The sequence below is a fragment of the Thauera humireducens genome (genome assembly GCF_001051995.2).
GTDB lineage: Bacteria > Pseudomonadota > Gammaproteobacteria > Burkholderiales > Rhodocyclaceae > Thauera > Thauera humireducens.
This window is the reverse complement of the sequence record NZ_CP014646.1, coordinates 2,826,041-2,846,046: the sequence shown is the minus strand read 5'-3', so window position 1 is coordinate 2,846,046 and position 20,006 is coordinate 2,826,041. Positions and strand designations below refer to the sequence as shown.

The 20,006-nt window shown below is 68.6% G+C and carries 25 protein-coding genes; 6 read left to right on the top strand and 19 right to left on the bottom strand.

What is annotated here, in order from left to right; translation table 11 throughout:
* Positions 1–14: 14 nt before the first annotated feature.
* Both ruvB and ruvA read right to left on the bottom strand, forming a co-directional pair.
* Positions 15–1,070, bottom strand: a complete 1,056-nt coding sequence (gene ruvB, locus AC731_RS13365; protein WP_048706818.1) for a Holliday junction branch migration DNA helicase RuvB — start codon at positions 1,068–1,070, stop codon at positions 15–17.
* A 9-nt stretch (positions 1,071–1,079) separates the two neighbouring features.
* Positions 1,080–1,679, bottom strand: coding sequence for a Holliday junction branch migration protein RuvA (gene ruvA / locus AC731_RS13360; protein ID WP_048706816.1), 600 nt, complete (start codon positions 1,677–1,679; stop codon positions 1,080–1,082).
* A 302-nt stretch (positions 1,680–1,981) separates the two neighbouring features.
* On the opposite strand from ruvA, the gene AC731_RS13355 reads away from it, so the two are divergent.
* The 5 genes from AC731_RS13355 to AC731_RS13335 all read left to right on the top strand — a co-directional run bounded on the left by AC731_RS13355 (position 1,982) and on the right by AC731_RS13335 (position 6,616).
* Positions 1,982–3,142: an ABC transporter substrate-binding protein gene (locus tag AC731_RS13355; RefSeq protein ID WP_004292299.1), complete on the top strand. Its 1,161-nt coding sequence runs from the start codon at positions 1,982–1,984 to the stop codon at positions 3,140–3,142.
* 87 nt (positions 3,143–3,229) lie between these two features.
* Positions 3,230–4,150: a branched-chain amino acid ABC transporter permease gene (locus tag AC731_RS13350; RefSeq protein WP_048706813.1), complete on the top strand. Its 921-nt coding sequence runs from the start codon at positions 3,230–3,232 to the stop codon at positions 4,148–4,150.
* A gap of 8 nt (positions 4,151–4,158) precedes the next feature.
* On the top strand, positions 4,159–5,157 hold the full coding sequence (locus tag AC731_RS13345) for a branched-chain amino acid ABC transporter permease (RefSeq protein ID WP_252100472.1): 999 nt from the start codon (positions 4,159–4,161) through the stop codon (positions 5,155–5,157).
* Positions 5,154–5,903, top strand: a complete 750-nt coding sequence (locus AC731_RS13340; RefSeq protein ID WP_048706807.1) for an ABC transporter ATP-binding protein — start codon at positions 5,154–5,156, stop codon at positions 5,901–5,903. The genes AC731_RS13345 and AC731_RS13340 overlap by 4 nt, the downstream gene beginning before the upstream one ends.
* Complete coding sequence (locus tag AC731_RS13335; RefSeq protein WP_048706804.1) at positions 5,900–6,616, top strand: ABC transporter ATP-binding protein; 717 nt, start codon at positions 5,900–5,902, stop codon at positions 6,614–6,616. The genes AC731_RS13340 and AC731_RS13335 overlap by 4 nt, the downstream gene beginning before the upstream one ends.
* Positions 6,617–6,647: 31 nt before the next feature.
* On the opposite strand, the gene AC731_RS13330 is transcribed toward AC731_RS13335, so the two are convergent.
* The 5 genes from AC731_RS13330 to cydP are packed head-to-tail and all read right to left on the bottom strand — an operon-like array spanning position 6,648 to position 10,069.
* Positions 6,648–6,956, bottom strand: coding sequence for a cyd operon YbgE family protein (locus AC731_RS13330; RefSeq protein ID WP_237266535.1), 309 nt, complete (start codon positions 6,954–6,956; stop codon positions 6,648–6,650).
* Between the two features lie 16 nt (positions 6,957–6,972).
* Positions 6,973–7,131 carry a cytochrome bd-I oxidase subunit CydX gene (gene cydX / locus AC731_RS20440; RefSeq protein WP_048706801.1) on the bottom strand — a complete coding sequence of 53 codons (159 nt, stop codon included), beginning with the start codon at positions 7,129–7,131 and terminating at the stop codon, positions 6,973–6,975.
* A 29-nt stretch (positions 7,132–7,160) separates the two neighbouring features.
* A complete protein-coding gene (gene cydB, locus AC731_RS13320) occupies positions 7,161–8,303 on the bottom strand; it encodes a cytochrome d ubiquinol oxidase subunit II (protein ID WP_048706799.1) in 1,143 nt (380 codons plus the stop codon).
* Between the two features lie 16 nt (positions 8,304–8,319).
* Positions 8,320–9,882 (bottom strand): cytochrome ubiquinol oxidase subunit I, encoded by a 1,563-nt coding sequence (locus tag AC731_RS13315; protein ID WP_048706797.1) that lies wholly within the window; start codon positions 9,880–9,882, stop codon positions 8,320–8,322.
* The gene (cydP, locus tag AC731_RS13310) at positions 9,872–10,069 is read right to left on the bottom strand and encodes a cytochrome oxidase putative small subunit CydP (RefSeq protein WP_048706795.1); all 198 of its coding nucleotides are present in this window, start codon (positions 10,067–10,069) and stop codon (positions 9,872–9,874) included. The genes AC731_RS13315 and cydP overlap by 11 nt, the downstream gene beginning before the upstream one ends.
* Positions 10,070–10,266: 197 nt before the next feature.
* On the opposite strand from cydP, the gene AC731_RS13305 reads away from it, so the two are divergent.
* Complete coding sequence (locus AC731_RS13305) at positions 10,267–10,890, top strand: Crp/Fnr family transcriptional regulator (protein ID WP_169800065.1); 624 nt, start codon at positions 10,267–10,269, stop codon at positions 10,888–10,890.
* A 38-nt stretch (positions 10,891–10,928) separates the two neighbouring features.
* On the opposite strand, the gene AC731_RS13300 is transcribed toward AC731_RS13305, so the two are convergent.
* The 12 genes from AC731_RS13300 to AC731_RS13245 all read right to left on the bottom strand — a co-directional run bounded on the left by AC731_RS13300 (position 10,929) and on the right by AC731_RS13245 (position 19,958).
* Positions 10,929–11,873, bottom strand: coding sequence for a prenyltransferase (locus AC731_RS13300; RefSeq protein WP_048706791.1), 945 nt, complete (start codon positions 11,871–11,873; stop codon positions 10,929–10,931).
* Between the two features lie 25 nt (positions 11,874–11,898).
* On the bottom strand, positions 11,899–13,353 hold the full coding sequence (gene rng, locus AC731_RS13295) for a ribonuclease G (RefSeq protein WP_048706789.1): 1,455 nt from the start codon (positions 13,351–13,353) through the stop codon (positions 11,899–11,901).
* Positions 13,354–13,437: 84 nt separating this feature from the next.
* Positions 13,438–14,049 (bottom strand): Maf family protein, encoded by a 612-nt coding sequence (locus tag AC731_RS13290; protein ID WP_038012577.1) that lies wholly within the window; start codon positions 14,047–14,049, stop codon positions 13,438–13,440.
* Positions 14,050–14,073: 24 nt separating this feature from the next.
* A complete protein-coding gene (gene rlmH, locus AC731_RS13285) occupies positions 14,074–14,544 on the bottom strand; it encodes a 23S rRNA (pseudouridine(1915)-N(3))-methyltransferase RlmH (protein ID WP_048706786.1) in 471 nt (156 codons plus the stop codon).
* A gap of 1 nt (position 14,545) precedes the next feature.
* Positions 14,546–14,908 (bottom strand): ribosome silencing factor, encoded by a 363-nt coding sequence (gene rsfS / locus AC731_RS13280; RefSeq protein WP_004293110.1) that lies wholly within the window; start codon positions 14,906–14,908, stop codon positions 14,546–14,548.
* Positions 14,909–14,992: 84 nt separating this feature from the next.
* Positions 14,993–15,679, bottom strand: coding sequence for a nicotinate-nucleotide adenylyltransferase (gene nadD, locus AC731_RS13275; protein WP_048706784.1), 687 nt, complete (start codon positions 15,677–15,679; stop codon positions 14,993–14,995).
* Positions 15,663–16,466 carry a BPSS1780 family membrane protein gene (locus tag AC731_RS13270; protein WP_048706783.1) on the bottom strand — a complete coding sequence of 268 codons (804 nt, stop codon included), beginning with the start codon at positions 16,464–16,466 and terminating at the stop codon, positions 15,663–15,665. The genes nadD and AC731_RS13270 overlap by 17 nt, the downstream gene beginning before the upstream one ends.
* A 10-nt stretch (positions 16,467–16,476) precedes the next feature.
* Positions 16,477–17,289 (bottom strand): BPSS1780 family membrane protein, encoded by an 813-nt coding sequence (locus AC731_RS13265; protein WP_048706782.1) that lies wholly within the window; start codon positions 17,287–17,289, stop codon positions 16,477–16,479.
* Positions 17,286–18,239 (bottom strand): homoserine kinase, encoded by a 954-nt coding sequence (locus AC731_RS13260; protein ID WP_048706780.1) that lies wholly within the window; start codon positions 18,237–18,239, stop codon positions 17,286–17,288. Before AC731_RS13260 ends, AC731_RS13265 begins: the two co-directional genes overlap by 4 nt.
* 31 nt (positions 18,240–18,270) lie before the next feature.
* Positions 18,271–18,735 carry a DNA-deoxyinosine glycosylase gene (locus AC731_RS13255; protein WP_237266640.1) on the bottom strand — a complete coding sequence of 155 codons (465 nt, stop codon included), beginning with the start codon at positions 18,733–18,735 and terminating at the stop codon, positions 18,271–18,273.
* 77 nt (positions 18,736–18,812) lie between these two features.
* Positions 18,813–19,133 (bottom strand): DUF2782 domain-containing protein, encoded by a 321-nt coding sequence (locus AC731_RS13250; protein WP_048706775.1) that lies wholly within the window; start codon positions 19,131–19,133, stop codon positions 18,813–18,815.
* Between the two features lie 99 nt (positions 19,134–19,232).
* Positions 19,233–19,958: an LOG family protein gene (locus AC731_RS13245; protein WP_048706774.1), complete on the bottom strand. Its 726-nt coding sequence runs from the start codon at positions 19,956–19,958 to the stop codon at positions 19,233–19,235.
* Positions 19,959–20,006: the final 48 nt, after the last annotated feature.

Below are 20,006 nucleotides of genomic sequence, written 5' to 3'. Positions count from 1 at the left end.
CCCCGGCTCGGGTGTCAGGCGTCGAACAGGTCACCGCCCGTGCGCGGCGGCGCCAGCCCGAAATGCTGCCAGATCGAATGCGTCGCCATGCGCCCGCGCGGTGTGCGCTGCAGGTGACCCTGCTGGATCAGGTAGGGCTCGATGACGTCCTCGATGGTGTCGGTCGATTCGCCGATCGCCGCAGCGAGGTTGTCCAGGCCGACCGGGCCGCCGCCGAACTTCTCCAGCATTGCCGACAGCAGCTTGCGGTCCATCAGGTCGAGGCCGAGGTTGTCCACATCCAGCATGCGCAGCGCGGCATCGGCTACCGCGGCGGTGATGTGGCCGCCGGCCTTGACCTCGGCATAGTCGCGCACGCGGCGCAGCAGGCGGTTGGCGATGCGCGGCGTGCCGCGCGCGCGGCGTGCGATTTCGAGTGCGCCGTTGTCGTCGATCTCGACGTTGAGCAGGCGCGCCGAGCGGCTGACGATGAAGCCGAGCTCTTCGGGCGTGTAGAACTCCAGCCGCGACACGATGCCGAAGCGGTCGCGCAGCGGGTTGGTGAGCATGCCGGCGCGGGTGGTGGCGCCGACCAGCGTGAAGGGCGGCAGGTCGAGCTTCACCGAGCGCGCGGCGGGCCCTTCGCCGATCATGATGTCGATCTGGAAGTCTTCCAGCGCGGGGTAGAGGATTTCCTCGACGACGGGCGACAGGCGGTGGATCTCGTCGATGAACAGCACGTCGTGCGGCTCGAGGTTGGTCAGCAGCGCGGCGAGGTCGCCAGCGCGTTCGAGCACCGGGCCGGAGGTCTGGCGCATGTTTACGCCCATCTCGGCAGCGACGATGTGAGCCAGCGTGGTCTTGCCCAGCCCCGGCGGGCCGAACAGCAGCACGTGGTCCAGCGCCTCGCTGCGATTGCGCGCAGCCTGGATGAAGATCTCCAGCTGTTCGCGGATCTTGGCCTGGCCGACGTACTCGGCAAGGCGCTTGGGCCGCAGCGCACGCTCGATCGCGTCTTCCTGGCGGTCGGCTGGCTGGGCGGAGATCAGGCGCTCGGGGCTTCCGGCGCGCAGCGTGTCGGTCTCGATCATGGTGGCAGTTTAGCCCTTCGACAGCAGCTTCAGCGCCTGGCGGATGCCGTCGGACACGCCCACCGCCTCGTCCAGGCCCTTCATCGCGCCCAGCGCCTCGCGCTCGTTGTAGCCCAGGGCCAGCAGCGCGTTGAGGATGTCGCTCTTCGCGTCGGGGGCGGTGCCCGGCGCGGCCGTGAGCCGGGCGCCGGCCATGTTCGGCAGCGCCTTGCCCAGCTTGTCGCGCAGCTCCAGCAACAGGCGCTCGGCGGTCTTCTTGCCGATACCCGGGATCTTCACCAGACGGCCGGCTTCCTGCAGCGCCACGGCCTGGGCGAGATCGTTGACCGACAGCCCGGACAGCACGGCCAGCGCCATGCGCGCGCCGATGCCCGATACCTTGAGCAACTGGCGGAAGGTGGCGCGCTCTTCCTCGGTGGCGAAGCCGAACAGGAAATGGCCGTCCTCGCGCACGACGTGATGGGTGTGCAGGCTGACCTGGGCCCCCGTTGCGGGCAGGTTGTAGAAGGTGCTCATCGGCACGTCGATCTCGTAGCCGACGCCGTGCACGTCAACGAGGATCTGCGGCGGATTCTTTTCCAGCAAGGTGCCGGTGATGCGTCCGATCATGATCGCGGTCCTGGGCCTCGGGCAGTCACTGTGGGGATGCGCAAGTCTACCAGTGCAGCCGGTGGCTGCCTGCATCGGGAGGTGAAATTTCATACAGTCCGGGCGCGCCGCGGGGCGCCAGCCGGAAACGGGCGTGCTGCCCTGCGCTTGTGTCCCGTGCCGTGCAGGGCATTTTCCTGCTGACGGGCATCGTGCTCAGGCTAGAATCGGGCAACTTCGTGCGCTTGCACCGATCGTGCGCGATCCCTGCGGTGCCGCGCCGCTTCCGTACCCCCTGTCGATACAAAACGAGGAGACACTCAATGCTGCAGATGAAGAACCTGGCCGTCGCCCTGGCGCTGTGCGGCGCTGCTGCCGCGCATGCCGCCGACATCAAGGTCGGCATCGCACTCGACATTTCCGGCCCGTTCGCGGCGCTCGGGGCCGAGGCGCGCGACGGCTTCGAGCTGGCGATCGAGAAGCTGGGCGGCAAGCTCGGCGGCCAGCCGGCGGAGTTCCTGCGCACCGACTTCGGCGGTAACCCTGAGCAGGCCAACCAGCTCGTCTCCCGCTACCTGCAGCGTGACAAGATCGACTTCTTCACCGGCCCGATCGGTTCCAACGCGGCGCTCGCCGTGGGGCCGGCGCTGTTCGCCGCCAAGGTGCCCTACCTGTCGGCCAACCCCGGCCCGAGCGCCTATGCCGGCGACAAGTGCAGCCCGTACTTCTTCGCCCAGTACCAGAACGACACCTATGACGAGGCCGCCGGCAAGGTCGCCAACGAGAAGGGCTACAAGAACGTGGTCCTGATCGCCCCCAACTACCCGGCGGGCAAGGACCACCTGAACGGCTTCAAGCGCCTGTACAAGGGCGAGGTGAAGGACGAGATCTACACCAAGCTCGGCCAGATCGACTATGCCGCCGAGATCGCCCAGATCCGCGCCGCCAAGCCGGACGCGGTGTTCTTCTTCCTGCCCGGTGCGATGGGGATCAACTTCGTCAAGCAGTTCGTCGGCGGCGGCCTGAAGGACATCCCGCTGATCGCCCCCGGCTTTTCGGCCGACGAGGACGTGATCCAGGCTGTGGGCGAGCCGATGATCGGCGTGCTCAACACCGCGCACTGGACGCACGATCTGAAGAATGCGGCGAACGCCGAGTTCGTGTCGTCCTTCCGCAAGAAGTACGACGGCCGCTACCCCTCGGTGTATGCGGCGATGGCCTACGACACGCTGATGGCGATGGATGCCGCGGTGCGCGATGTCGGCGGCAAGGTCGCCGACCGCGAGGCCGTGCTGAAGGCGCTGAAGAGCCCGAGCTTCCAGTCGGTGCGCGGCGAGTTCAAGTACGGCGTCAACAACTTCCCGGTGCAGAACTACTACCTGCGCGAAGTCGGCAAGGACGCCGAGGGCCGCATCACCAACAAGCTGGTGGGCACCACGCTCGAGCAGCACCAGGACGCCTACGTCGGCGCCTGCAAGATGTAAGACCGCGCGGGACGGGGGCGGGCGTCCCCGTGTCCGTCCCGCACTGCGGTGCGGCGTGCCTTGCCGCACTGCCTCCGGATCTCCCCGATGGATGCCATCTTCGTTTTCGAGCAACTGCTCAACGGCCTCGGCTACGGCCTGATGCTGTTCCTGATTGCCGCCGGCCTGACGCTGGTGTTCGGCATCATGGACACGATGAACCTCGCCCACGGCTCGCTCTACATGGCGGGCGCCTACGTCGCCGCGCGCGTGCACGAGGCGAGCGGCTCGTTCGCCGGCGCGGTGCTTGCGGCGGTGCTCGTCACCGTGGCCGTGGCGGCCGTGCTCGAGCTGCTGGTGGTGCGCCACCTCTATCGTCGCGACCATCTGGTCCAGGTGCTGGCCACCTTCGGCATCATCCTGATCGCGGATGATGCGGTGAAGGCGATCTGGGGCGTGGCGCCGCTGATGGCCTCGACGCCGGCCGCGCTCGCCGGACCGGTGCAGTTGTTCGAGGGGCTGCCCTATCCGGCCTACCGCCTGCTCCTGATCGGTGCAGGCCTGCTGGTGGCGCTCGGGCTCTACCTGCTGGTGAACAACACCCGCGTCGGCATGCTGGTGCGTGCCGGGGCCTCGAACCGGCAGATGGCGGAATTCATGGGCGTGCGCGTGGGGGCGGTGTTTTCCTTCGTGTTCGCGCTCGGCGCCGGGCTCGCGGCCCTGGCCGGGGCGCTGATGGCGCCGATCAGCTCGGTGCAGGTCGGCATGGGCGAGGCCATCCTGATTCCGGCGCTGGTGGTCATCGTCATCGGTGGCATCGGCTCGGTGCGCGGCGCCTTCGTTGCCGCGCTGCTGGTCGGCCTGGTCGATACCGCCGGCCGCGCCTTCCTGCCGCCGGCGCTGCGCGCGGTGTTGCCGCCCTCGGTGGCGGCCGACCTCGGGCCCGCGCTGGCCGGCATCGCGATGTACGTGCTGATGGCGGCCGTGCTTACGCTCAAACCCGCGGGCCTGTTCCCCGCCCGCGCCTGAAGACCGCTGTGACGAATCCTGCTTCCGCCGTGGCGCACCCGTCCTTCGCCACCCGTTTTCCCGGCGCGGTGCGCCGCCTGCCTTGGCTGGTGCTGGCGCTGCTGGCCGTCTTTCCCTTGCTGGCGCCGACGCTGGGGCTGGAGTACTACGTCGGTTTCGTGCGCCGGGTGCTGATCGTCGCCATTGCCGCGACCAGCCTCAACTTCATCCTCGGCTACGGCGGCATGGCGGCGCTGGGCCACGCCGGCTTCGTCGGCGTCGGCGCCTATGCGGTGGTGGCGCTGGTCGAGGCGGGCGTCTCGTCGGCCTGGCTGGCCTGGGGCGGCGCGCTGGCGGTCGCTGGCGTGGCGGCAGCGCTGATCGGCATGGTGTCGCTGCGCACGCGCGGCGTGTACTTCATCATGATCACGCTCGCCTTCGCGCAGATGCTTTACTACCTGGCGGTGTCGCTGCGCACCTATGGCGGCGACGACGGCTACGGGCTGTACACGCCGCTGGCGATGGGCGCCTGGCTCGATGGCGCACACCCGGACGTCTTCTACTGGGTGGTGCTGGCGATCGCGGCCGGGGTGTTCGCGCTCTTCAGCCGGGTTGCGCATTCGCGCTACGGCCATGCGTTGCGCGGCATCCGCGACAACGAGACGCGCATGGTCGCGCTCGGCTACCCGGTCTTCCGCCTCAAGCTCGCCGGCTTCGTTGCCGCCGGCGCGGTGGCGGGGCTGGCCGGCGGCCTGCTCGCCAGCCACAACGCCTTCGTCAGCCCCGGCGTGATGCACTGGACGCAGTCTGCGCTGCTGCTGGTGATGGTGATCCTGGGCGGCCTTGGCCGGCGCTGGGGCGCGCCGCTGGGTGTGGCGCTGTGGCTGACCCTGGAGGAAGTGCTGAAGATGCACACCGACTACTGGCACTGGCCGCTGGGCGTGCTGCTGTTGCTGGTCGTCTTCCATGCGCCGCAGGGGCTGGCGGCGCTGCTCGAGCGCCGCGGCGGCCAGGGGGGCGCGGCATGAGCCTGTTCGTGACCGAGGGCCTGGTGAAGCGCTTCGGCGGCCTGCTTGCGACCGACCAGGTCGACCTGACGGTGGCGCCGGGCGAGATCCATGCGCTGATCGGACCCAATGGTGCCGGCAAGTCCACCCTGGTCAATCTCGTCAGCGGCCTGCTGCCGGCCGATGCCGGACGCATCGTGCTCGACGGCGTCGATCTCACCGCGCTGGCGCCGCACATGCGCGTGCGCCATGGCCTGGCGCGCTGCTTCCAGATCACCAGCGTGTTCCGCAACGATTCCGTGCGCGACAACCTGCTGCTGGCGGTGCAGGCGCAGGCGGGCACCAGCTTCCGCTGCCTGCGGCGGCGCGAGGCCGAGACGGCGCTGATGGACGGCGCCCTGGCGCTGGCGGACAAGGTCGGCCTGGCCGATGTGCTCGATCGTCCGGCCGGCACGCTGCCGCACGGCATGCAGAAGAAGCTCGACGTCGCGCTGGCGCTGGCGGCGCGGCCCAAGCTGCTGCTGCTCGATGAGCCGATGGCGGGGATGGGGCCGGAGGATTCGCTGCAGATGGTGGCGCTGATCGACCGCCTGCGGCGCGACACGGCGATTCTCTTGATCGAGCACGACATGGATGCGGTTTTCCAGCTCGCCGACCGGATTTCGGTGCTGGTGTACGGCCGCGTGCTGACCTCCGGCGACGCGGCGCATGTGAAGGGGCATCCCGAGGTGCAGTCGGTCTATCTCGGGACCGAGGTGGCCGCATGAACGCCTCGCCATTGCTCAGCTGCCGCGGCCTGGAGGCGGGCTATGGCGCCAGCCAGGTGCTGTTCGGGCTCGACTTCGACATCCGCCCGGGCGATGTGGTCGCCCTGCTCGGACGCAACGGCATGGGCAAGAGTACGACGATCAGGACGATTGTCGGCGGCCTGCGCCCGCAGCGCGGCGAGATCCTCTTCGACGGCCGGCCGATCCAGGCCGCGCGCGCCGACCACATCGCCCGTCTCGGCGTGGCGATCGTGCCCGAGGGCCGGCAGTGCTTCCCCAATCTGACCGTGCGCGAGCACCTCGTCGCCTTCGCCGACCGCCGCAATGGCGTGGCCGAGCCGTGGACGCTGGAACGCCTGTATGACCTCTTCCCGCGCCTGGCCGAGCGCGCTCGCCACATGGGCAACCAGCTCTCGGGCGGCGAGCAGCAGATGCTGGCGATTGCGCGGGCGCTGTCGACCAATCCGCGCTTGCTGATCCTGGACGAAGCCACCGAAGGCCTCGCGCCGGTGATCCGCGACGAGATCTGGCGTTGTCTCGCGCTGCTGAAGGCGCAGGGCCAGACCACGCTGGTGGTGGACAAGTACGTCGAGAAGCTGCTTCCGCTGGCCGACCGCAACCTGATCCTGGAGCGCGGGCGCATCGCCTGGCAGGGCAGTTCGGCCGAACTGGACGCCCAGCGCGAAGTCTGGCATCGCTATCTGGGCGTCTGATGTATCCCGCGCCGGGACGCGCCAGCGCCCGCTATTGCGGGCTGTTCAGCAGGGCCATGCGCGCTGCTGCCAGGGCAATGCCCAGCAGGCAGGCGCCCCCCGAGAACAGCAGGCGCCAGGCCCGGTGCCGCGGCACGAAGCCGACGCCGCGCACGAAGCCCGCGCTCATGGCCCAGAACAGCGCCATGGCGGCCCAGTGGTCCGCACCGCCCTGCGGACCGGAGAGGGTGGCGGGCCAGGCGGTGATGCCGAGCATGATCACGATGGCGGCCAGCAGCGGCAGCAGTCGGATGCCACCGGTCGGCGCGGCGGCCGGGCCGGCGAGCTTCGTGTTCATCATGGCCTCCTTGCCGCGGTCAGTGCGCACCACTGCCGTTCGGGTCGGCGGGGGCGGCGTCGAGACGGGCCTGCCGCAGCGCCTCGGCACGCGCCTCTTCATTCTCGCCCCACAGGGCGTTCAGGATGGCCAGCAGCACGGCGAAACCGATGCCCAGGACCCAGGCGAAATACCACATGTCGTTCTCCTTGTTCGGTTCGTGTGGGTTCAGTACGCGGAGTGTTCGTTCTCGCGGATGTAGGCGGTCGTGACCTTGCCCGCCATCACCTTGTAGGCCCAGCTGGTGTAGGCGACGATGATCGGCATGAAGATCAGCGTGGCCCAGAACATGATGCCCAGCGTGCGCTGGCTCGAGACCGCATCCCACACGGTCAGGCTCGCCGAGGGCACGGTGGAGGAGGGCATCACGAAGGGGAACATCGACACGCCGGCGGTGCCGATCACGCCCACGAGGGCGAACGACGACGCGACGAATGCGGCCAGGGTGCGGCCCTTCCACACCAGCCACAGCGCGGCGATGCCGCCGGCGTAGGCCAGCGCCGGCACCAGCAGCGTCAGCGGCGCCTTGGCGTAGTTGGCCAGCCAGGCGCCCGGTTGCAGTTCGACCGTCTTGGCGAGCGGGTTGGGCAGCGCCGCGGTGTCCACCGCCGAGGTGATGGCATAGCCGAAGCCGCCGTTGGCGATCCACAGCCCGGCGGCGCTGAAGCCGGCCAGCATCAGCGTGCCGAAGATCAGCGCGGCGGTGATCGAACGGCGCTGGATGTCGCCCTCGGTGCGGTGGGCGAGATAGATCGCGCCGTGGAAGGTGATCATCGCCGTGCTCACCACGCCGGCCAGGAGCGCGAAGGGGTTCAGCAGGCCCCAGAACGAGCCGGTGTAATAGGGCACCAGGGAGTCGTCGAAGTGGAAGGGCACGCCCTGCAGCAGGTTGCCGAAGGCCACGCCGAAGATCAGCGGCGGCACCGCCCCGCCGATGAAGAGCCCCCAGTCCCAGGTGCTGCGCCAGGTGGCGTTGTGGATCTTGCTGCGGTAGTCGAAGCCCACCGGGCGGAAGAACAGCGCCCACAGCACCGCCAGCATCGCCCAGTAGAAGCCCGAGAAGGCCGTGGCATAGACGATCGGCCAGGCGGCGAAGATGGCGCCGCCGCCGGTGATGAACCACACCTGGTTGCCGTCCCAGTGCGGGCCGACGGTGTTGATGACGACGCGGCGCTCCTCGTCGTTCTGGCCGACGAAGGGCAGCAGCGTGCCCACGCCCATGTCGTGGCCGTCCATGATGGCGAAGCCGACGAGCAACACGCCCACCAGCAGCCACCAGATGAGTTTCAGGGTCGGGTAGTCGAAGATCATGATGTCCGCTACGGGATCAGGCGTGGGCGTGGTGGGTTTCGTTCATGTAGCGGCCGGTGCCGAGACTCCCCGGTCCTTGGCGGGCGAACTTCACCATCAGGACCATCTCGACGATCAGCAGCAGGGTGTAGAAGCCGACGAAACCGGCGAGCGAGCCGTACAGGCTTTCCACCGTCAGCGTGGACACCGACAGGTGGGTGGGCAGCACGCCGTAGATGGTCCACGGCTGGCGGCCGTACTCGGCGACGAACCAGCCCATCTCGCAGGCCAGCCAGGGCACCGGCAGGAACCACAGCGCCCACCTGAGCAGCCACGGCCGCTGGGCGAAGTCGCCCTTGATCGAGTACCACAGGGCCAGGCCGAACAGCGCGAGCATCGCGAAGCCCAGCGCCACCATGATGCGGAAGGTCCAGAACAGCGGCGCCACCTTGGGCAGCGTGTCGCGTGCGGCGCGCTCGATCAGCGCGGGCGTGACGTCGTCCATCGAGGCGACGTACTTCTTGAGCAGCAGGCCGAAGCCGAGGTCGGCCTTGACCTTGTCGAAGGCCTCACGCAGCGCCGCGTCCTGCGGATTCTTGCGCAGCGCCTCGAGCAGCTTCACCGCCTCCACGCCCACCGTCACCCGCTCGCGGTTCAGTGCGTAGATCTGGTTGAGGCCGGGCAATTCCTTGTCCAGCGAGCGCGTGCCGATGAGGCCCATCACCCAGGGAATGTGGAGGGCGAAGTCGTTCTTCATCTCGGCTTCGTTGGGCAGCGCGATGACGTTGAAGCTCGCCGGCGCCGGCTCGGTCTCCCACATCGCCTCCATCGCTGCGAGCTTGGTCTGCTGCGCTTCGCCGATCGCATAGCCCGACTCGTCGCCGAGCACGATCACCGAGCAGATCGAGGCGAAGCCGAAGGCCGCCGCGATGCGGAACGAGCGCTTGGCGAACTCCACGTCGCGCCCGCGCAGCAGGGACCAGGCCGAGATCGACAGCACGAACATCGCGCCGGTCACGTAGCCCGCCGACACCGTATGCACGAACTTGCCCTGCGCCACCGGGTTGAACACCACCGCCCAGAAGTCGGTGAGCTCCATGCGCATGGTTTCAAAACTGAACTCGGAACCCACCGGGTTCTGCATCCAGCCGTTGGCGATCAGGATCCACAGCGCCGACAGGTTGGTGCCCACCGCCATCAGGATCGTCACCAGCAGGTGCTGCTGGCGCGACAGGCGGTCCCAGCCGAAGAAGAACAGGCCGATGAAGGTCGATTCGAGAAAGAAGGCCATCAGCCCCTCGATCGCCAGCGGTGCGCCGAAGATGTCGCCCACGTAGTGCGAGTAGTAGGCCCAGTTGGTGCCGAACTGGAACTCCAGCGTGATGCCGGTGGTGACGCCCAGCGCGAAGTTGATGCCGAAGAGCTTGCCCCAGAAGCGGGTCATGTCCTTGTAGATCGTCTTGCCGGTCATGACATAGACGCTTTCCATGATGACCAGCATCCACACCATGCCGAGCGTGAGCGGCACGAAGAGGAAGTGGTACATCGCCGTGGCGGCGAACTGCAGCCGCGACAGGTCGACGAGTTGCTCACTGACCATGGGTTTCTCCAGATGTCGTGTGTTGTTTTACGCTGGCCGGGGCGAGCGCCTGCGCGGCCATCGCGCCGGCGTCGACCGCCACCTTCGCGTCGCGGATGAACGCCCACCACAGCGCGGTGATCAGCGCCAGCTTGATCACGATGGCGAGGGTGAGATGACGCAACAGGCCACGTTCCATAAGGGTCATGGGGCTGATTCCCGGGTGGTGGAGGCGAGGTAGTTTCGTCCGCACGAAGCACCGCGGCCAGTTGTTTGACATGGATCAACTTCGGGACAGATCGCGCGGCTGTTCGTGTGAATGGCCTTGCCTAAACGGGCGATACGCGGAGAATCTCGTCCCTCGTGAGGCCGCTCGAGCCTCGCCGTGGCATGGAGCAGCGCAGGATGGTGGAATTCAGCGGATCCGACGGGTTTGGGATGGACGGGGATCTTTCGGACCTGGTCGTGAACACGCCCAGGCATTTCCCGCGCGGTTTTTCCATCTATCAGGCGGGAGAGAAGGGTGGCGCGTGGCGGGTGGTCGCCGGGACGGTCCGTCTAGACCGTGGGCTGGATGGAGACGGTCACGACGCCCTTGCCAGCCTTGCCGTCGTCGGGGACATCATCGGCGCCGAAACGCTGTTGCTCGAACGCTATACCTTCACGGCGCGCGCACTTTCCGATTGCACGCTCATTCCGTGGAACGAGTACGGCGAGCGTCCCGGACACGAGGGTTTGTTGAAGGCGCTCGCGCGCGCAGAGCAGCGCTTCGCCGACATTCTGGCGCTGCGTACCGGACGCGCCACCGAGCGCGTCGCCCGCCTGTTCTCGATCATGAGTTCTGGCGTCGTCGGCCGGCGTGCCCGGGCCGGCCAGGTCCTGCCCCGTCTCCGGGATATTGCGGAGATCACGGGCCTGACGATCGAAACCGTTTCACGCACGATCAAGCAGCTTCGGGGCGAGGGCTTGCCCGGACTTTCGGGCGGGCTGTCTGCGGTGGAGAGGGAAGACGACGCGTCAGGCCGGTGACTGCGGCTTCCTGCAAGCGCTCGCGGGCGCCGTGACGCTCAGCCGAACGCCAGTGCGCCGGCGAGGATCAGGCCGTGGAGGTTGGTCGCGAGGATGGTGCGCCTGATCGCGGGCACGAGTTCCGCCGGCTCCGAGGCGTATTCCAGCAAGTCGCGTCCGGCGGAGAAGGACAGGACCAGCGTCATCGCAGCAGCGGCGGTCTTCTGCGGCAGGGTGTCGTTGCCGACCATCGCCACGAGCCAGCCGTAAGCGAGGATCGCGATCAGCAGGTAGCCCCATTTCGCCACCTGCGGGCCGAGCAGCACGACCAGGGTGCGCTTGCCGGCTGCCGCGTCGCCGGCATGGTCGGGAAACTGGTTGATGAACAGCAGGTTGGCTACCAGCAACGCGTAAGACAGGCCGGCGACGAAGGGCAGTGCATCGAAGGCGCCGCGCTGCACGTAATCCGTGCCAACCACCACCAGCAGCCAGCAGGCGGCGATCACCAGCTCGCCCAGTCCGCGGCTGACGAGCTTGAGCGGTGGCGCCGAGTACGCCCAGCCCAGCACCAGGCCCGCCAGCCCGATCAGCACCAGGCCCGGTCCGGCCTGCCAGCTCAACCATAGCCCCGCGGGCACCACCGCCGCCAGCAGGCCGTAGCCGAGCAGGGCGGTCTGGCGCAGGCCGAGCACGCCGTTCTGGATGAAGCGGCTGCCACCGGTGAACGGAAACAGACGCCCGCTGTTGGCGTCGTCGGCTCCGCTCATGGCGTCGTGATAGTCGTTGATGACGTTGCCGGCCGCATGCGCGACGAGTGCGAACAGCACCGTCACCACGGCGGTGGCCGGGTCCGGCGCAAGACCGCTGCGCCAGGCCGAGGCGAGCCCGATCAGGCAGGCGACCAGCGTCACCGACAGGAAGGCCGGGCGGGTGGCGGCGAAGTAGCGGCCCAGCGGGCTGCCGAACGCGTCGGGTTGCGGCTCGGCCGGTTTCTGGGCGGGCATGGAAACGGATCCGGGGACTGGGCGCTTACAGCAGCACGATGTCGTACTGTTCCTGCGTGTAGCTGGCCTCGGCGTGCAGCGAGATCTTCTTGTCGATGAAATCCGACAGCATCGCGAGCGACTGGCTCTCCTCGTCGAGGAAGAGGTCGATCACGTCCGGCGCGGCGAGCACGCGGAACTCGCGGGCGTTGAACTGGCGCGCCTCGCGCAGCAGCTCGCGCAGCACCTCGTAGGCCACGGTGCGCGCAGTTTTCACCTCGCCGCGACCACCACAGGTGGGACAGGGCTCGCACAGCAGGTGCGCCAGCGATTCACGCGTGCGCTTCCTCGTCATCTCGACCAGGCCCAGCGCGGTGAAGCCGTTGATGCTCATCTTGGTGTGGTCGCGCGACAAGGCCTTGCGGAACTCGTCCAGCACCATCTCGCGGTGCTCGGCGTTCTCCATGTCGATGAAGTCGATGATGATGATGCCGCCCAGGTTGCGCAGCCGCAGCTGGCGGGCGATGGTCTGGGTGGCTTCGAGGTTGGTCTTGAAGATGGTGTCGTCGAAGTTGCGCGCACCGACGAAGCCGCCGGTATTCACGTCGACGGTGGTCATCGCCTCGGTCTGGTCGATGATGAGGTAGCCGCCGGACTTGAGGTCCACGCGCCGTGCCAGCGCCTTCTGGATCTCCTCCTCGACGTTGTAGAGCTCGAACAGCGGCCGCTCGCCGCTGTAGTGCTCGAGCAGCGGCAGCACCTTGGGGGTGTATTCCTGCGCGAACGCGGTGAGCTTCTGGTAGTTCTCCCGCGAGTCGACCCGGATGCGTGCGGTCTCCTCGTTGGCGATGTCGCGCAGCGCGCGCTGGCCGAGGCTGAGGTCTTCGTGCAGCAACTGGGGCGGCAGCAGCCCGGTGCTGCTGTTCTGGACCTCGCGCCATAGCTTGCGCAGATACCCGATGTCGGCCGCGAGCTCCTCGTCCGACGCGGACTCCGCCATCGTGCGCACGATGAAGCCGCCGGCTTCGTCCTCGGGCACCAGCGCCGTCAGGCGGCCGCGCAGGGCCTCGCGCTCGGCCTCGTCCTCGATACGCTGCGAGATGCCGATGTGCCTTTCCTGCGGCAGATAGACCAGCAGCCGGCCGGCCAGACTGATCTGTGTCGACAGGCGCGCGCCCTTGGTGCCGATCGGATCCTTCAGCACCTGCACCATCAGGCTCTGGCCCTCGGCCAGGATTCGCTCGATCGGCCGGGCCGGCTCGCCGTTCTGGCGGTCGCTCCAGATGTCGGCCACGTGCAGGAAGGCGGTACGCTCGAGGCCGATGTCGATGAAGGCCGACTGCATGCCGGGCAGCACGCGCACCACCTTGCCCAGATACACGTTGCCGACGATACCGCGGCTGGCGGTGCGTTCGACATGGAGCTCCTGCACCACGCCTTGCTCGATGATCGCGACCCGCGTCTCCTGCGGGGTGAAGTTGATGAGGAATTCGGTGCTCATGAAAGCCTGCGTCAATGGGAAATGCGCAAGGGCGGCCCGTCTCGCGATGCGGGCCGCCCTTGCGCATGGCTCATCGCGCGCAGGCTAGAAAGAATAGCCGAAGCCTTCGAGCAGTTGCGCGGTTTCGAACAGCGGCAGGCCCATGATTCCCGAGTAGCTGCCGTGGATCTCCTCGATGAAGATCGCCGCCTTGCCCTGGATGCCGTAGGCGCCTGCCTTGTCCATGGGTTCGCCGCTGGCGACATACAGGCGGATCTCGCTGTCCGACAGTTCGCGGAACTTCACCGTGCTCACCGCCAGTCTGCTGCGGGTGCGCTGCCCGTCGCTGACGGCCAGTGCGGTCAGCACGCGGTGGCTGCGACCCGACAGCCTGCGCAGGATGGCCTGGGCATCGGCGGCATCGACCGGCTTGCCGATGATTTCGCCGTCGAGTTCGAGCGTGGTGTCCGCCGCCAGCACCGGGCGGCGCAGCATCTTGCGCCAATGGATGCGGCGCACCCCGGCGTCGGCCTTGGTCAGTGCCAGGCGTTCGACGTAGTGCTCGACGGCTTCGCCGGGGATCGGCGTTTCGTCGACGTCCGGGTCTTCGCCGCGCTCGCCGCCGCGGAAGGTCAGGACATCGAACTGCACGCCGATCTGGCGCAGCAGTTCACGCCGGCGTGGGCTCTTGGAGGCAAGGTAGATGCGCAGGCTCATCGGTGCGTTGGCAGCAAGGGATATTTATTCGCGATGATAGGGGTGATTGCGCAGCACCGTCCACGCGCGATACAGCGCCTCGGCCAGCAGCGGGCGCACCAGGGCGTGCGGCAGGGTCAGGCTGGAGAGGCGGATCGCCTCGTGCGCCGTGGCCTTGAAGCCGGGCGACAGACCGTCGGGGCCGCCGACGATCAGCGCGACGTCCTGGCCTTCGCCCTGCCAGGCCTCGAGCCGGCGCGAAAGCGCCACGGTGGAGAGGTCGGCGCCGCGCTCGTCGAGGATGACGCGGCGGCAGCGCGGCGGCAGGGCCGCCTCGATGCGCGCGGCCTCGGCCGCCATCATCGCGTCCACCGTCTTGCCGCTGGTGCGCGGCTCGGCCTTCACCTCGACCAGTTGCAGCGGCAGCTCGCGCGGCATGCGGCGCGCGAACTCGTCGAAGCCGGCCTCGACCCAGGCGGGCATGCGATGGCCGACGGCGACGACGAACAGCTTCAACTCACTCGCCCGCGGCGGCGTGAGCCGGCTTGCGCGAGGCAGGGGTGGTGTTCCACAGCTCTTCCAGCCGGTAGTAGCTGCGCACCGCTGGCTGCATGATGTGGACGACGATGCTGCCGAGGTCGACCAGCACCCACTCGCCGGTTTCCTCGCCTTCGATGCTGATCACGTCGGCGCCGGCCTCGCGCACCTTGTCATGCACGTTGCGCGCGAGGGCGCGGGTCTGGCGGTTCGACTCGGCGCTGGCGACGATGATGCGGTCGAACAGCGGGGTGTGGCGCGAGGTGTCGATGACTTCGATGTCGCGCGCCTTGATGTCTTCGAGGGCGGAAACGACGATCTGCTGCAGGGCGGGGGTATCCATCAAGAGGGGGCAGGTCCGGTTGGTTGGGTGAGGGAGGACAAAAAACAGGGAATACGGTGAAAAACAAAAGGGCTCGTAACCGCCTCAGCGGTAAAGCCCATGCGTTTCAATATAGTCGAGAACGGAATCGGGCAGCAAATAGCGTGCGCTGTGCCCGTGGCCGATGAGGTCGCGGATCAGCGACGCCGAAATCGCCAGCGGGGTCATGTCGAAGGGCAGGACGCGGCCGGCCGGGGTGTGGCGCAACTCGGCGGGGTCCGCTGCGTGGCGGTCCTGGCAGGCGGCGGCGAGCGCCGGCGACAGCGTGGCCGGCCAGCGGCGGGCGTGCGGCGAATAGCCGGGGCGGTTGGCGACGGCGATGTGCGCCAGGCCGAAGATTTCCTGCCATCGGTGCCAGGCCGGCAGGCCTTCGAAGGCGTCGGCACCGAGGATCAGCACCAGCGGACGCTGCGGACCGAGTTCGGCGCGCAGGCGTTCGAGCGTGAGCACGGTATAGCTCTTGCGTTCGCTGCGGACCTCGCCATCGTCGATCTCGAAGCCGGGATTGCCGGCCGCGGCGAGCCGCGCCATGGCCAGCCGGTCGTCGGCGGTGCTGCCGGGCTCGCCGCGGTGGGGCGGCTGGCCGGCGGGGATCAGGCGCACGCGCGCCAGCCCAAGTGCTTCGCGCGCCTCTTCGGCCAGCCGCAGGTGGCCGAGGTGGATCGGGTCGAAGGTGCCGCCGAGCAGGCCCAGCGGGCCGCTGCCGTCCGGCTGCTCAGTCGGGCGTGGCATCGTTGTCGGACGGGGTCAGCACGCGCGCGGCGTTGCCCTCGGGCAGGCCGAACACGTCGCGGGCATTGGCGAAGAAGCTGGCGAACAGCACCGGGATCAGGATCAGCGGCACCGGGAAGGAAGCCAGTGTGGCGAGTGTCGGCGACACCAGGCCGAGGACGCCGATGACGAGGCCGGGGACGAAAGCGCCGAACAGCAGCAGCCCCACGGCGTAGGCCAGGAAGGGCCGCCAGTTGCGCAGGCAGGCGTAGAAGCTGAAGAACATCGCCTTGGGGGCCGGTATCTTCCACCACGCGGCCAGCATCGGCGCGAACCAGTAGGCCATCATCAGCGGGGTCGACAGCAGCAGCGCCACCAGCAGCGAGAAGCCGAGGTTGGAGTCGGCCGCGGCCTGTTCGTCGATCTCGCCGCTGCGCATTGCCTGCGCCAGCGTGCCGTCGTCGACCAGTCCGACCAGGAACAGCACGACAAGGGTGCCGATGAGGTAGATGCCGCCGATGGTGACGAGCGCCTGCAGGTTGGTGCGAAAGCCCGAGAACAGCACGTCGGGGCCGACCTTGCGGCCTGCGTCGATGGCGCGGCAGGCGTTGAGCACGCCGACCGACAGCGCCGGCATGATCAGCGAAGAGGCGAGCTGACCGATGAGCGGCACGATGCTGATTACGACCAGCGTGAGCAGGTAGCCGAAGGCAGCGAAGGTGAGCAGCGCCGGGTTGCGGCGCCACAGCTGCAGGCCTTCGCGCAGCCAGGCCCAGCCGCGCTGGGAGGGGAGTTGGTTTGCTTGCATGAGTGGGTCTTCAGGTCTGGGGCGGCACGTCGCCGGGGGGCGGTGCGGGAGGGGCGTCGGCTACGAGGGCGTCCGGCGACGGCAGGGCGGGCAGTGCCGGCGCGAAGGTCTCGCGCCAGGCCGCATACAGCGCGCCGGCGATCACCGGGATCAGCGCCAGCATGCCGAGCCCGGCAGGGATCATGGCCACCCACACCAGCACGTAGAGCAGGGTGGCGAGCACGAGGAAGGCGAGCAGGTTGTGCATGCATGCACGCGCCGACAGCTTCATGGCGTCGAGCGGGGCGACGTCGTGCAGCATGACCAGCGCAGGGGCGAACCACAGCGCCATCATCAGCAGCGCCCACAGCACGGTGAACACGAGCACGCCGAGCATCATGCCGCCGGCCGCCACGCCCGCGCCGGGCACCGCGCCGACGACCATGCCGGTGAGCACGGCACTGCCGCCGATGGCCGCGGCGATCAGCGCCGCCAGCAGCGCGCCGAGCAGGTGGAAGACGCCGACCAGCAGCAGGTTGCCGGCATGGCGGCGGATGCCCTCGAACAGGTGGTCCACGCGCAGCGCCTGGCCGCGGTCGAGCGCCTGCGCGCCGGCGAGCATGCCGCCGACCAGCACCGGCAGGGCGATGGGCGCCGCGGCCCAGCCGAGGAAGGGCAGGACACCGAGCGCGGCGAGGATCACGAACAGGATCAGCGCCTGGATGGCCCATACGCCGGGCGCCTTCAAGAACAGGCGCCAGCCGTCGGCGAGCCACTGCAGGGCGTGGCCGGGGACGACGTCGCCTGGGGCGGGCGGGGGCGGGTGACGCCGGTGCGTGTTCATAGCGGCAGGGGCGGCACGCAGGCGGCGCGCAGACGCAGGATGTCGCGGTATTCGTCGGGGTCCTTCACCAGCACCATCTCGCCCGCGCGCGGCTGGTGGAAGTCGGCGGCGCGCGACAGCCAGAAGCGCAGCGCGGCGGCGCGCAGCATGGCGGGCCAGGCGGCGCGCTCGGCGTCGGTGAAGGGGCGTTCGGCGTGATAGGCCTCGAGCAGGGCGGCGGTGCGCTGCGGATCGAGCGCTGCGTCGGGCTGGGCGCACCAGTCGTTGACGGTGACGGCGACGTCGAACAGCAGTGCGTCGTAGCCGGCGAAGTAGAAGTCGATGACGCCGCCGATGCGCGGCGTGCCATCGTCGTCGTCCCACAGCACGTTGTCGCGGAACAGGTCGGCGTGGATGGCGCCGGCGGGCAGCGATTCGATGTCCACGCTGGCCTGGAAGGCGAGTTCGGCGTCGAGCAGGGCCTGTTCGTCGGCGGGCAGGAACGGCCGCACGACGGCGGCCGTGGCGCTGCGCCAGCCCGCGCCGCGCGGGTTCTCCTGGCGGCGGCCGTAGGACTGGCCGGCCAGGTGCAGGCCGGCGAGCATGGCGCCGACCTTTTCGCAGTGCGCGACGCCCGGGTTCATCTCGGAGGCGCCCGACAGGCGCACGACCAGTGCGGCGGGGCGCTCCTGCAGCGTGCCGAGGTATTCGTTGTGGCGGTTGGCGATCGGACCGGGCACCGGCAGACCGTGACGTGCGAGGTGCGCCATCAGGTGCAGGTAGTAGGGCAGCTCGGCGCGCGACATGTCTTCGAACAGCGTCAGCACGTAGCGGCCGAGCGTGGTGGTGACGAAAAAGTTGCTGTTCTGGACGCCGGCGGAGATGCCCTTGAGTTCCACCAGCCGGCCGATGGCGTAGTCCTTCAGCCAGTCGGCGAGGATGGGTTCGGGAACGGGGGTGAAGACGGACATGCAGGCTCCGGGAGCGAAACGCTGGAAGGGATCAGGCCGCGAGGGCGTGACCGGCAGCCGTTGCGGCCTCGCGCACCACCTGCCAGGCGGCGAGCTTCGCATCGAAGCCGCGCGCGGCATGCGCCGGGCTGGTCGAGGGCAGGCGGGTGAGGCGCAGGGCAGGCAGGGCGATGCGGCCGCGCACGTGGCGGCGGAAGGCGGTTTCGGCGGCCGTGCCGTTGAAGAACACGTGGGCGATATGCGGGCAGTCGCGGAACAGGCGGGCGAAGTCGTTCGGCTCGACGCTGTCGGGCGCGATGGCGCTGTCGAGGCTGCCGTCGCGTTCGCAGGCGGCGATGACGTCCCACAGCGCGATGCCAGCCGCGCTCAGGCGCTGCAGGCGCTCGGCGTAGGGCCGGGCCGGACCGGCGCCGAACAGCGCGCCCATGATCGGCCAGAACGCGTTGCGCGGGTGGGCGTAGTACTCCGCCGCAGCCAGCGAGGCGGCGCCCGGCATGCTGCCGAGCACGAGCACCCGCGCATCGGCGCGGGCGACCGGTGCGAAGCTGCGCAGGCGGGCCGGCACCGGAGTGCTCACCAGGACTTGATCACCCACATCGGCACGGCGAGGTCGGCCGCGCCATCGTGGCGCACCATCTGGCCGGTGCCTTCCTTGTCGATCAGGTAGTAGGGCACGCCATGCGGTGGCGTGACCTTGACCATGTAGAGCTTGCCGCGGATGCGGTACTCGGTGACGGTGTCCTCGCCGCGCTGGACGATGGTGACCTCGGGCTCGTCGGTCTCGGCGCCGGTCGGCATCGGCGGCGGCTCGGGGATGGGCTCGAGGACAGGGGGCTGCTGGGCGAAAGCCGGGACGGCGGCGGCCAGCAGGAGGGCGATCAGGGTGCGGCGCATGGTGTTCTCCTGGAGATGCCGTAATTCTAGCGGTTTAAGCCGTGCAAGGCTGTGCCGGCGCCTCGCTGCCGGCCAGAGGGGCAGCAAGGGGAACGGCGCTCACAGGTTCAGCATCATCTCGTGTTCGGCCGGCAGGGGCTGGAAACCGCGGCGTTCGTAGTGCTTGAAGATGGCCTCGACGACCTCCTCGGGCTTGTCGATGACCTGCACCAGGTCGAGGTCCTCGGCGCTGATCATGCCTTCGGCGACCAAGCGGTCGCGCAGCCAGTCGAGCAGGCCCTGCCAGAACGGGCGATGCACCAGGATGATCGGGATGCGGCGGCTCTTCTTCGTCTGCACCAGCGTCATCGCCTCGAGCAGCTCGTCGAGCGTGCCGAAGCCGCCGGGCATCACGACATAGGCCGCGGCGAACTTCACGAACATGAACTTGCGCGCGAAGAAGTGCTGGAAGGTCTGCGAGATGTCCTGGTAGGGGTTGGCGCTCTGCTCCAGCGGCAGCTGGATGTTGAGACCCACCGACGGACTCTTGCCGAAATAGGCACCCTTGTTGGCCGCTTCCATGATGCCCGGTCCGCCGCCGGAGATGACGGCGAAGCCCGAATCGGACAGCAGGCGGGCGATCTGTTCGGTGAGGATGTAGTACAGGTGGTCGGGCGGCGTGCGTGCGCTGCCGAAGATCGACACGGCGGGGCGGATCGAGGCGAGGCGTTCGGTCGCCTCGACGAACTCTGCCATAATTCCGAAGATTCGCCAGGACTCGCGCGCGTTGTAGCGCGGTGCGGTGCTGTCGGGCACGCTGCGGGGGAGTTTTTCTTTCGCGGTCATGTTGTTCTCTTGATTGTGCGTCGGGCGCCCATGTCGGTTTGAGTGCGG

Bases quoted from the DNA above. Each gene is read 5' to 3' on its own strand.
- rsfS (WP_004293110.1), bottom strand. From the start codon at position 14,908: ATGGATACCCCCGCCCTGCAGCAGATCGTCGTTTCCGCCCTCGAAGAC.
- AC731_RS13315 (WP_048706797.1), bottom strand. From the start codon at position 9,882: ATGGTCAGTGAGCAACTCGTCGACCTGTCGCGGCTGCAGTTCGCCGCC.
- AC731_RS13265 (WP_048706782.1), bottom strand. From the start codon at position 17,289: ATGAACACGCACCGGCGTCACCCGCCCCCGCCCGCCCCAGGCGACGTC.
- AC731_RS13290 (WP_038012577.1), bottom strand. From the start codon at position 14,049: ATGAGCCTGCGCATCTACCTTGCCTCCAAGAGCCCACGCCGGCGTGAA.
- ruvB (WP_048706818.1), bottom strand. From the start codon at position 1,070: ATGATCGAGACCGACACGCTGCGCGCCGGAAGCCCCGAGCGCCTGATC.
- ruvA (WP_048706816.1), bottom strand. From the start codon at position 1,679: ATGATCGGACGCATCACCGGCACCTTGCTGGAAAAGAATCCGCCGCAG.
- AC731_RS13340 (WP_048706807.1), top strand. From the start codon at position 5,154: ATGAGCCTGTTCGTGACCGAGGGCCTGGTGAAGCGCTTCGGCGGCCTG.
- AC731_RS13335 (WP_048706804.1), top strand. From the start codon at position 5,900: ATGAACGCCTCGCCATTGCTCAGCTGCCGCGGCCTGGAGGCGGGCTAT.
- AC731_RS13255 (WP_237266640.1), bottom strand. From the start codon at position 18,735: ATGCCGGGCGCCGCCTCGCTGGCTGCGGCGGAGTACTACGCCCACCCG.
- AC731_RS13245 (WP_048706774.1), bottom strand. From the start codon at position 19,958: ATGACCGCGAAAGAAAAACTCCCCCGCAGCGTGCCCGACAGCACCGCA.
- AC731_RS13355 (WP_004292299.1), top strand. From the start codon at position 1,982: ATGCTGCAGATGAAGAACCTGGCCGTCGCCCTGGCGCTGTGCGGCGCT.
- AC731_RS13270 (WP_048706783.1), bottom strand. From the start codon at position 16,466: ATGCAAGCAAACCAACTCCCCTCCCAGCGCGGCTGGGCCTGGCTGCGC.
- AC731_RS13330 (WP_237266535.1), bottom strand. From the start codon at position 6,956: ATGATGAACACGAAGCTCGCCGGCCCGGCCGCCGCGCCGACCGGTGGC.
- AC731_RS13260 (WP_048706780.1), bottom strand. From the start codon at position 18,239: ATGTCCGTCTTCACCCCCGTTCCCGAACCCATCCTCGCCGACTGGCTG.
- AC731_RS13250 (WP_048706775.1), bottom strand. From the start codon at position 19,133: ATGCGCCGCACCCTGATCGCCCTCCTGCTGGCCGCCGCCGTCCCGGCT.
- AC731_RS13350 (WP_048706813.1), top strand. From the start codon at position 3,230: ATGGATGCCATCTTCGTTTTCGAGCAACTGCTCAACGGCCTCGGCTAC.
- rng (WP_048706789.1), bottom strand. From the start codon at position 13,353: ATGAGCACCGAATTCCTCATCAACTTCACCCCGCAGGAGACGCGGGTC.
- AC731_RS13305 (WP_169800065.1), top strand. From the start codon at position 10,267: ATGGTGGAATTCAGCGGATCCGACGGGTTTGGGATGGACGGGGATCTT.
- cydX (WP_048706801.1), bottom strand. From the start codon at position 7,131: ATGTGGTATTTCGCCTGGGTCCTGGGCATCGGTTTCGCCGTGCTGCTG.
- nadD (WP_048706784.1), bottom strand. From the start codon at position 15,679: ATGCCACGCCCGACTGAGCAGCCGGACGGCAGCGGCCCGCTGGGCCTG.
- AC731_RS13300 (WP_048706791.1), bottom strand. From the start codon at position 11,873: ATGCCCGCCCAGAAACCGGCCGAGCCGCAACCCGACGCGTTCGGCAGC.
- cydP (WP_048706795.1), bottom strand. From the start codon at position 10,069: ATGACCCTTATGGAACGTGGCCTGTTGCGTCATCTCACCCTCGCCATC.
- cydB (WP_048706799.1), bottom strand. From the start codon at position 8,303: ATGATCTTCGACTACCCGACCCTGAAACTCATCTGGTGGCTGCTGGTG.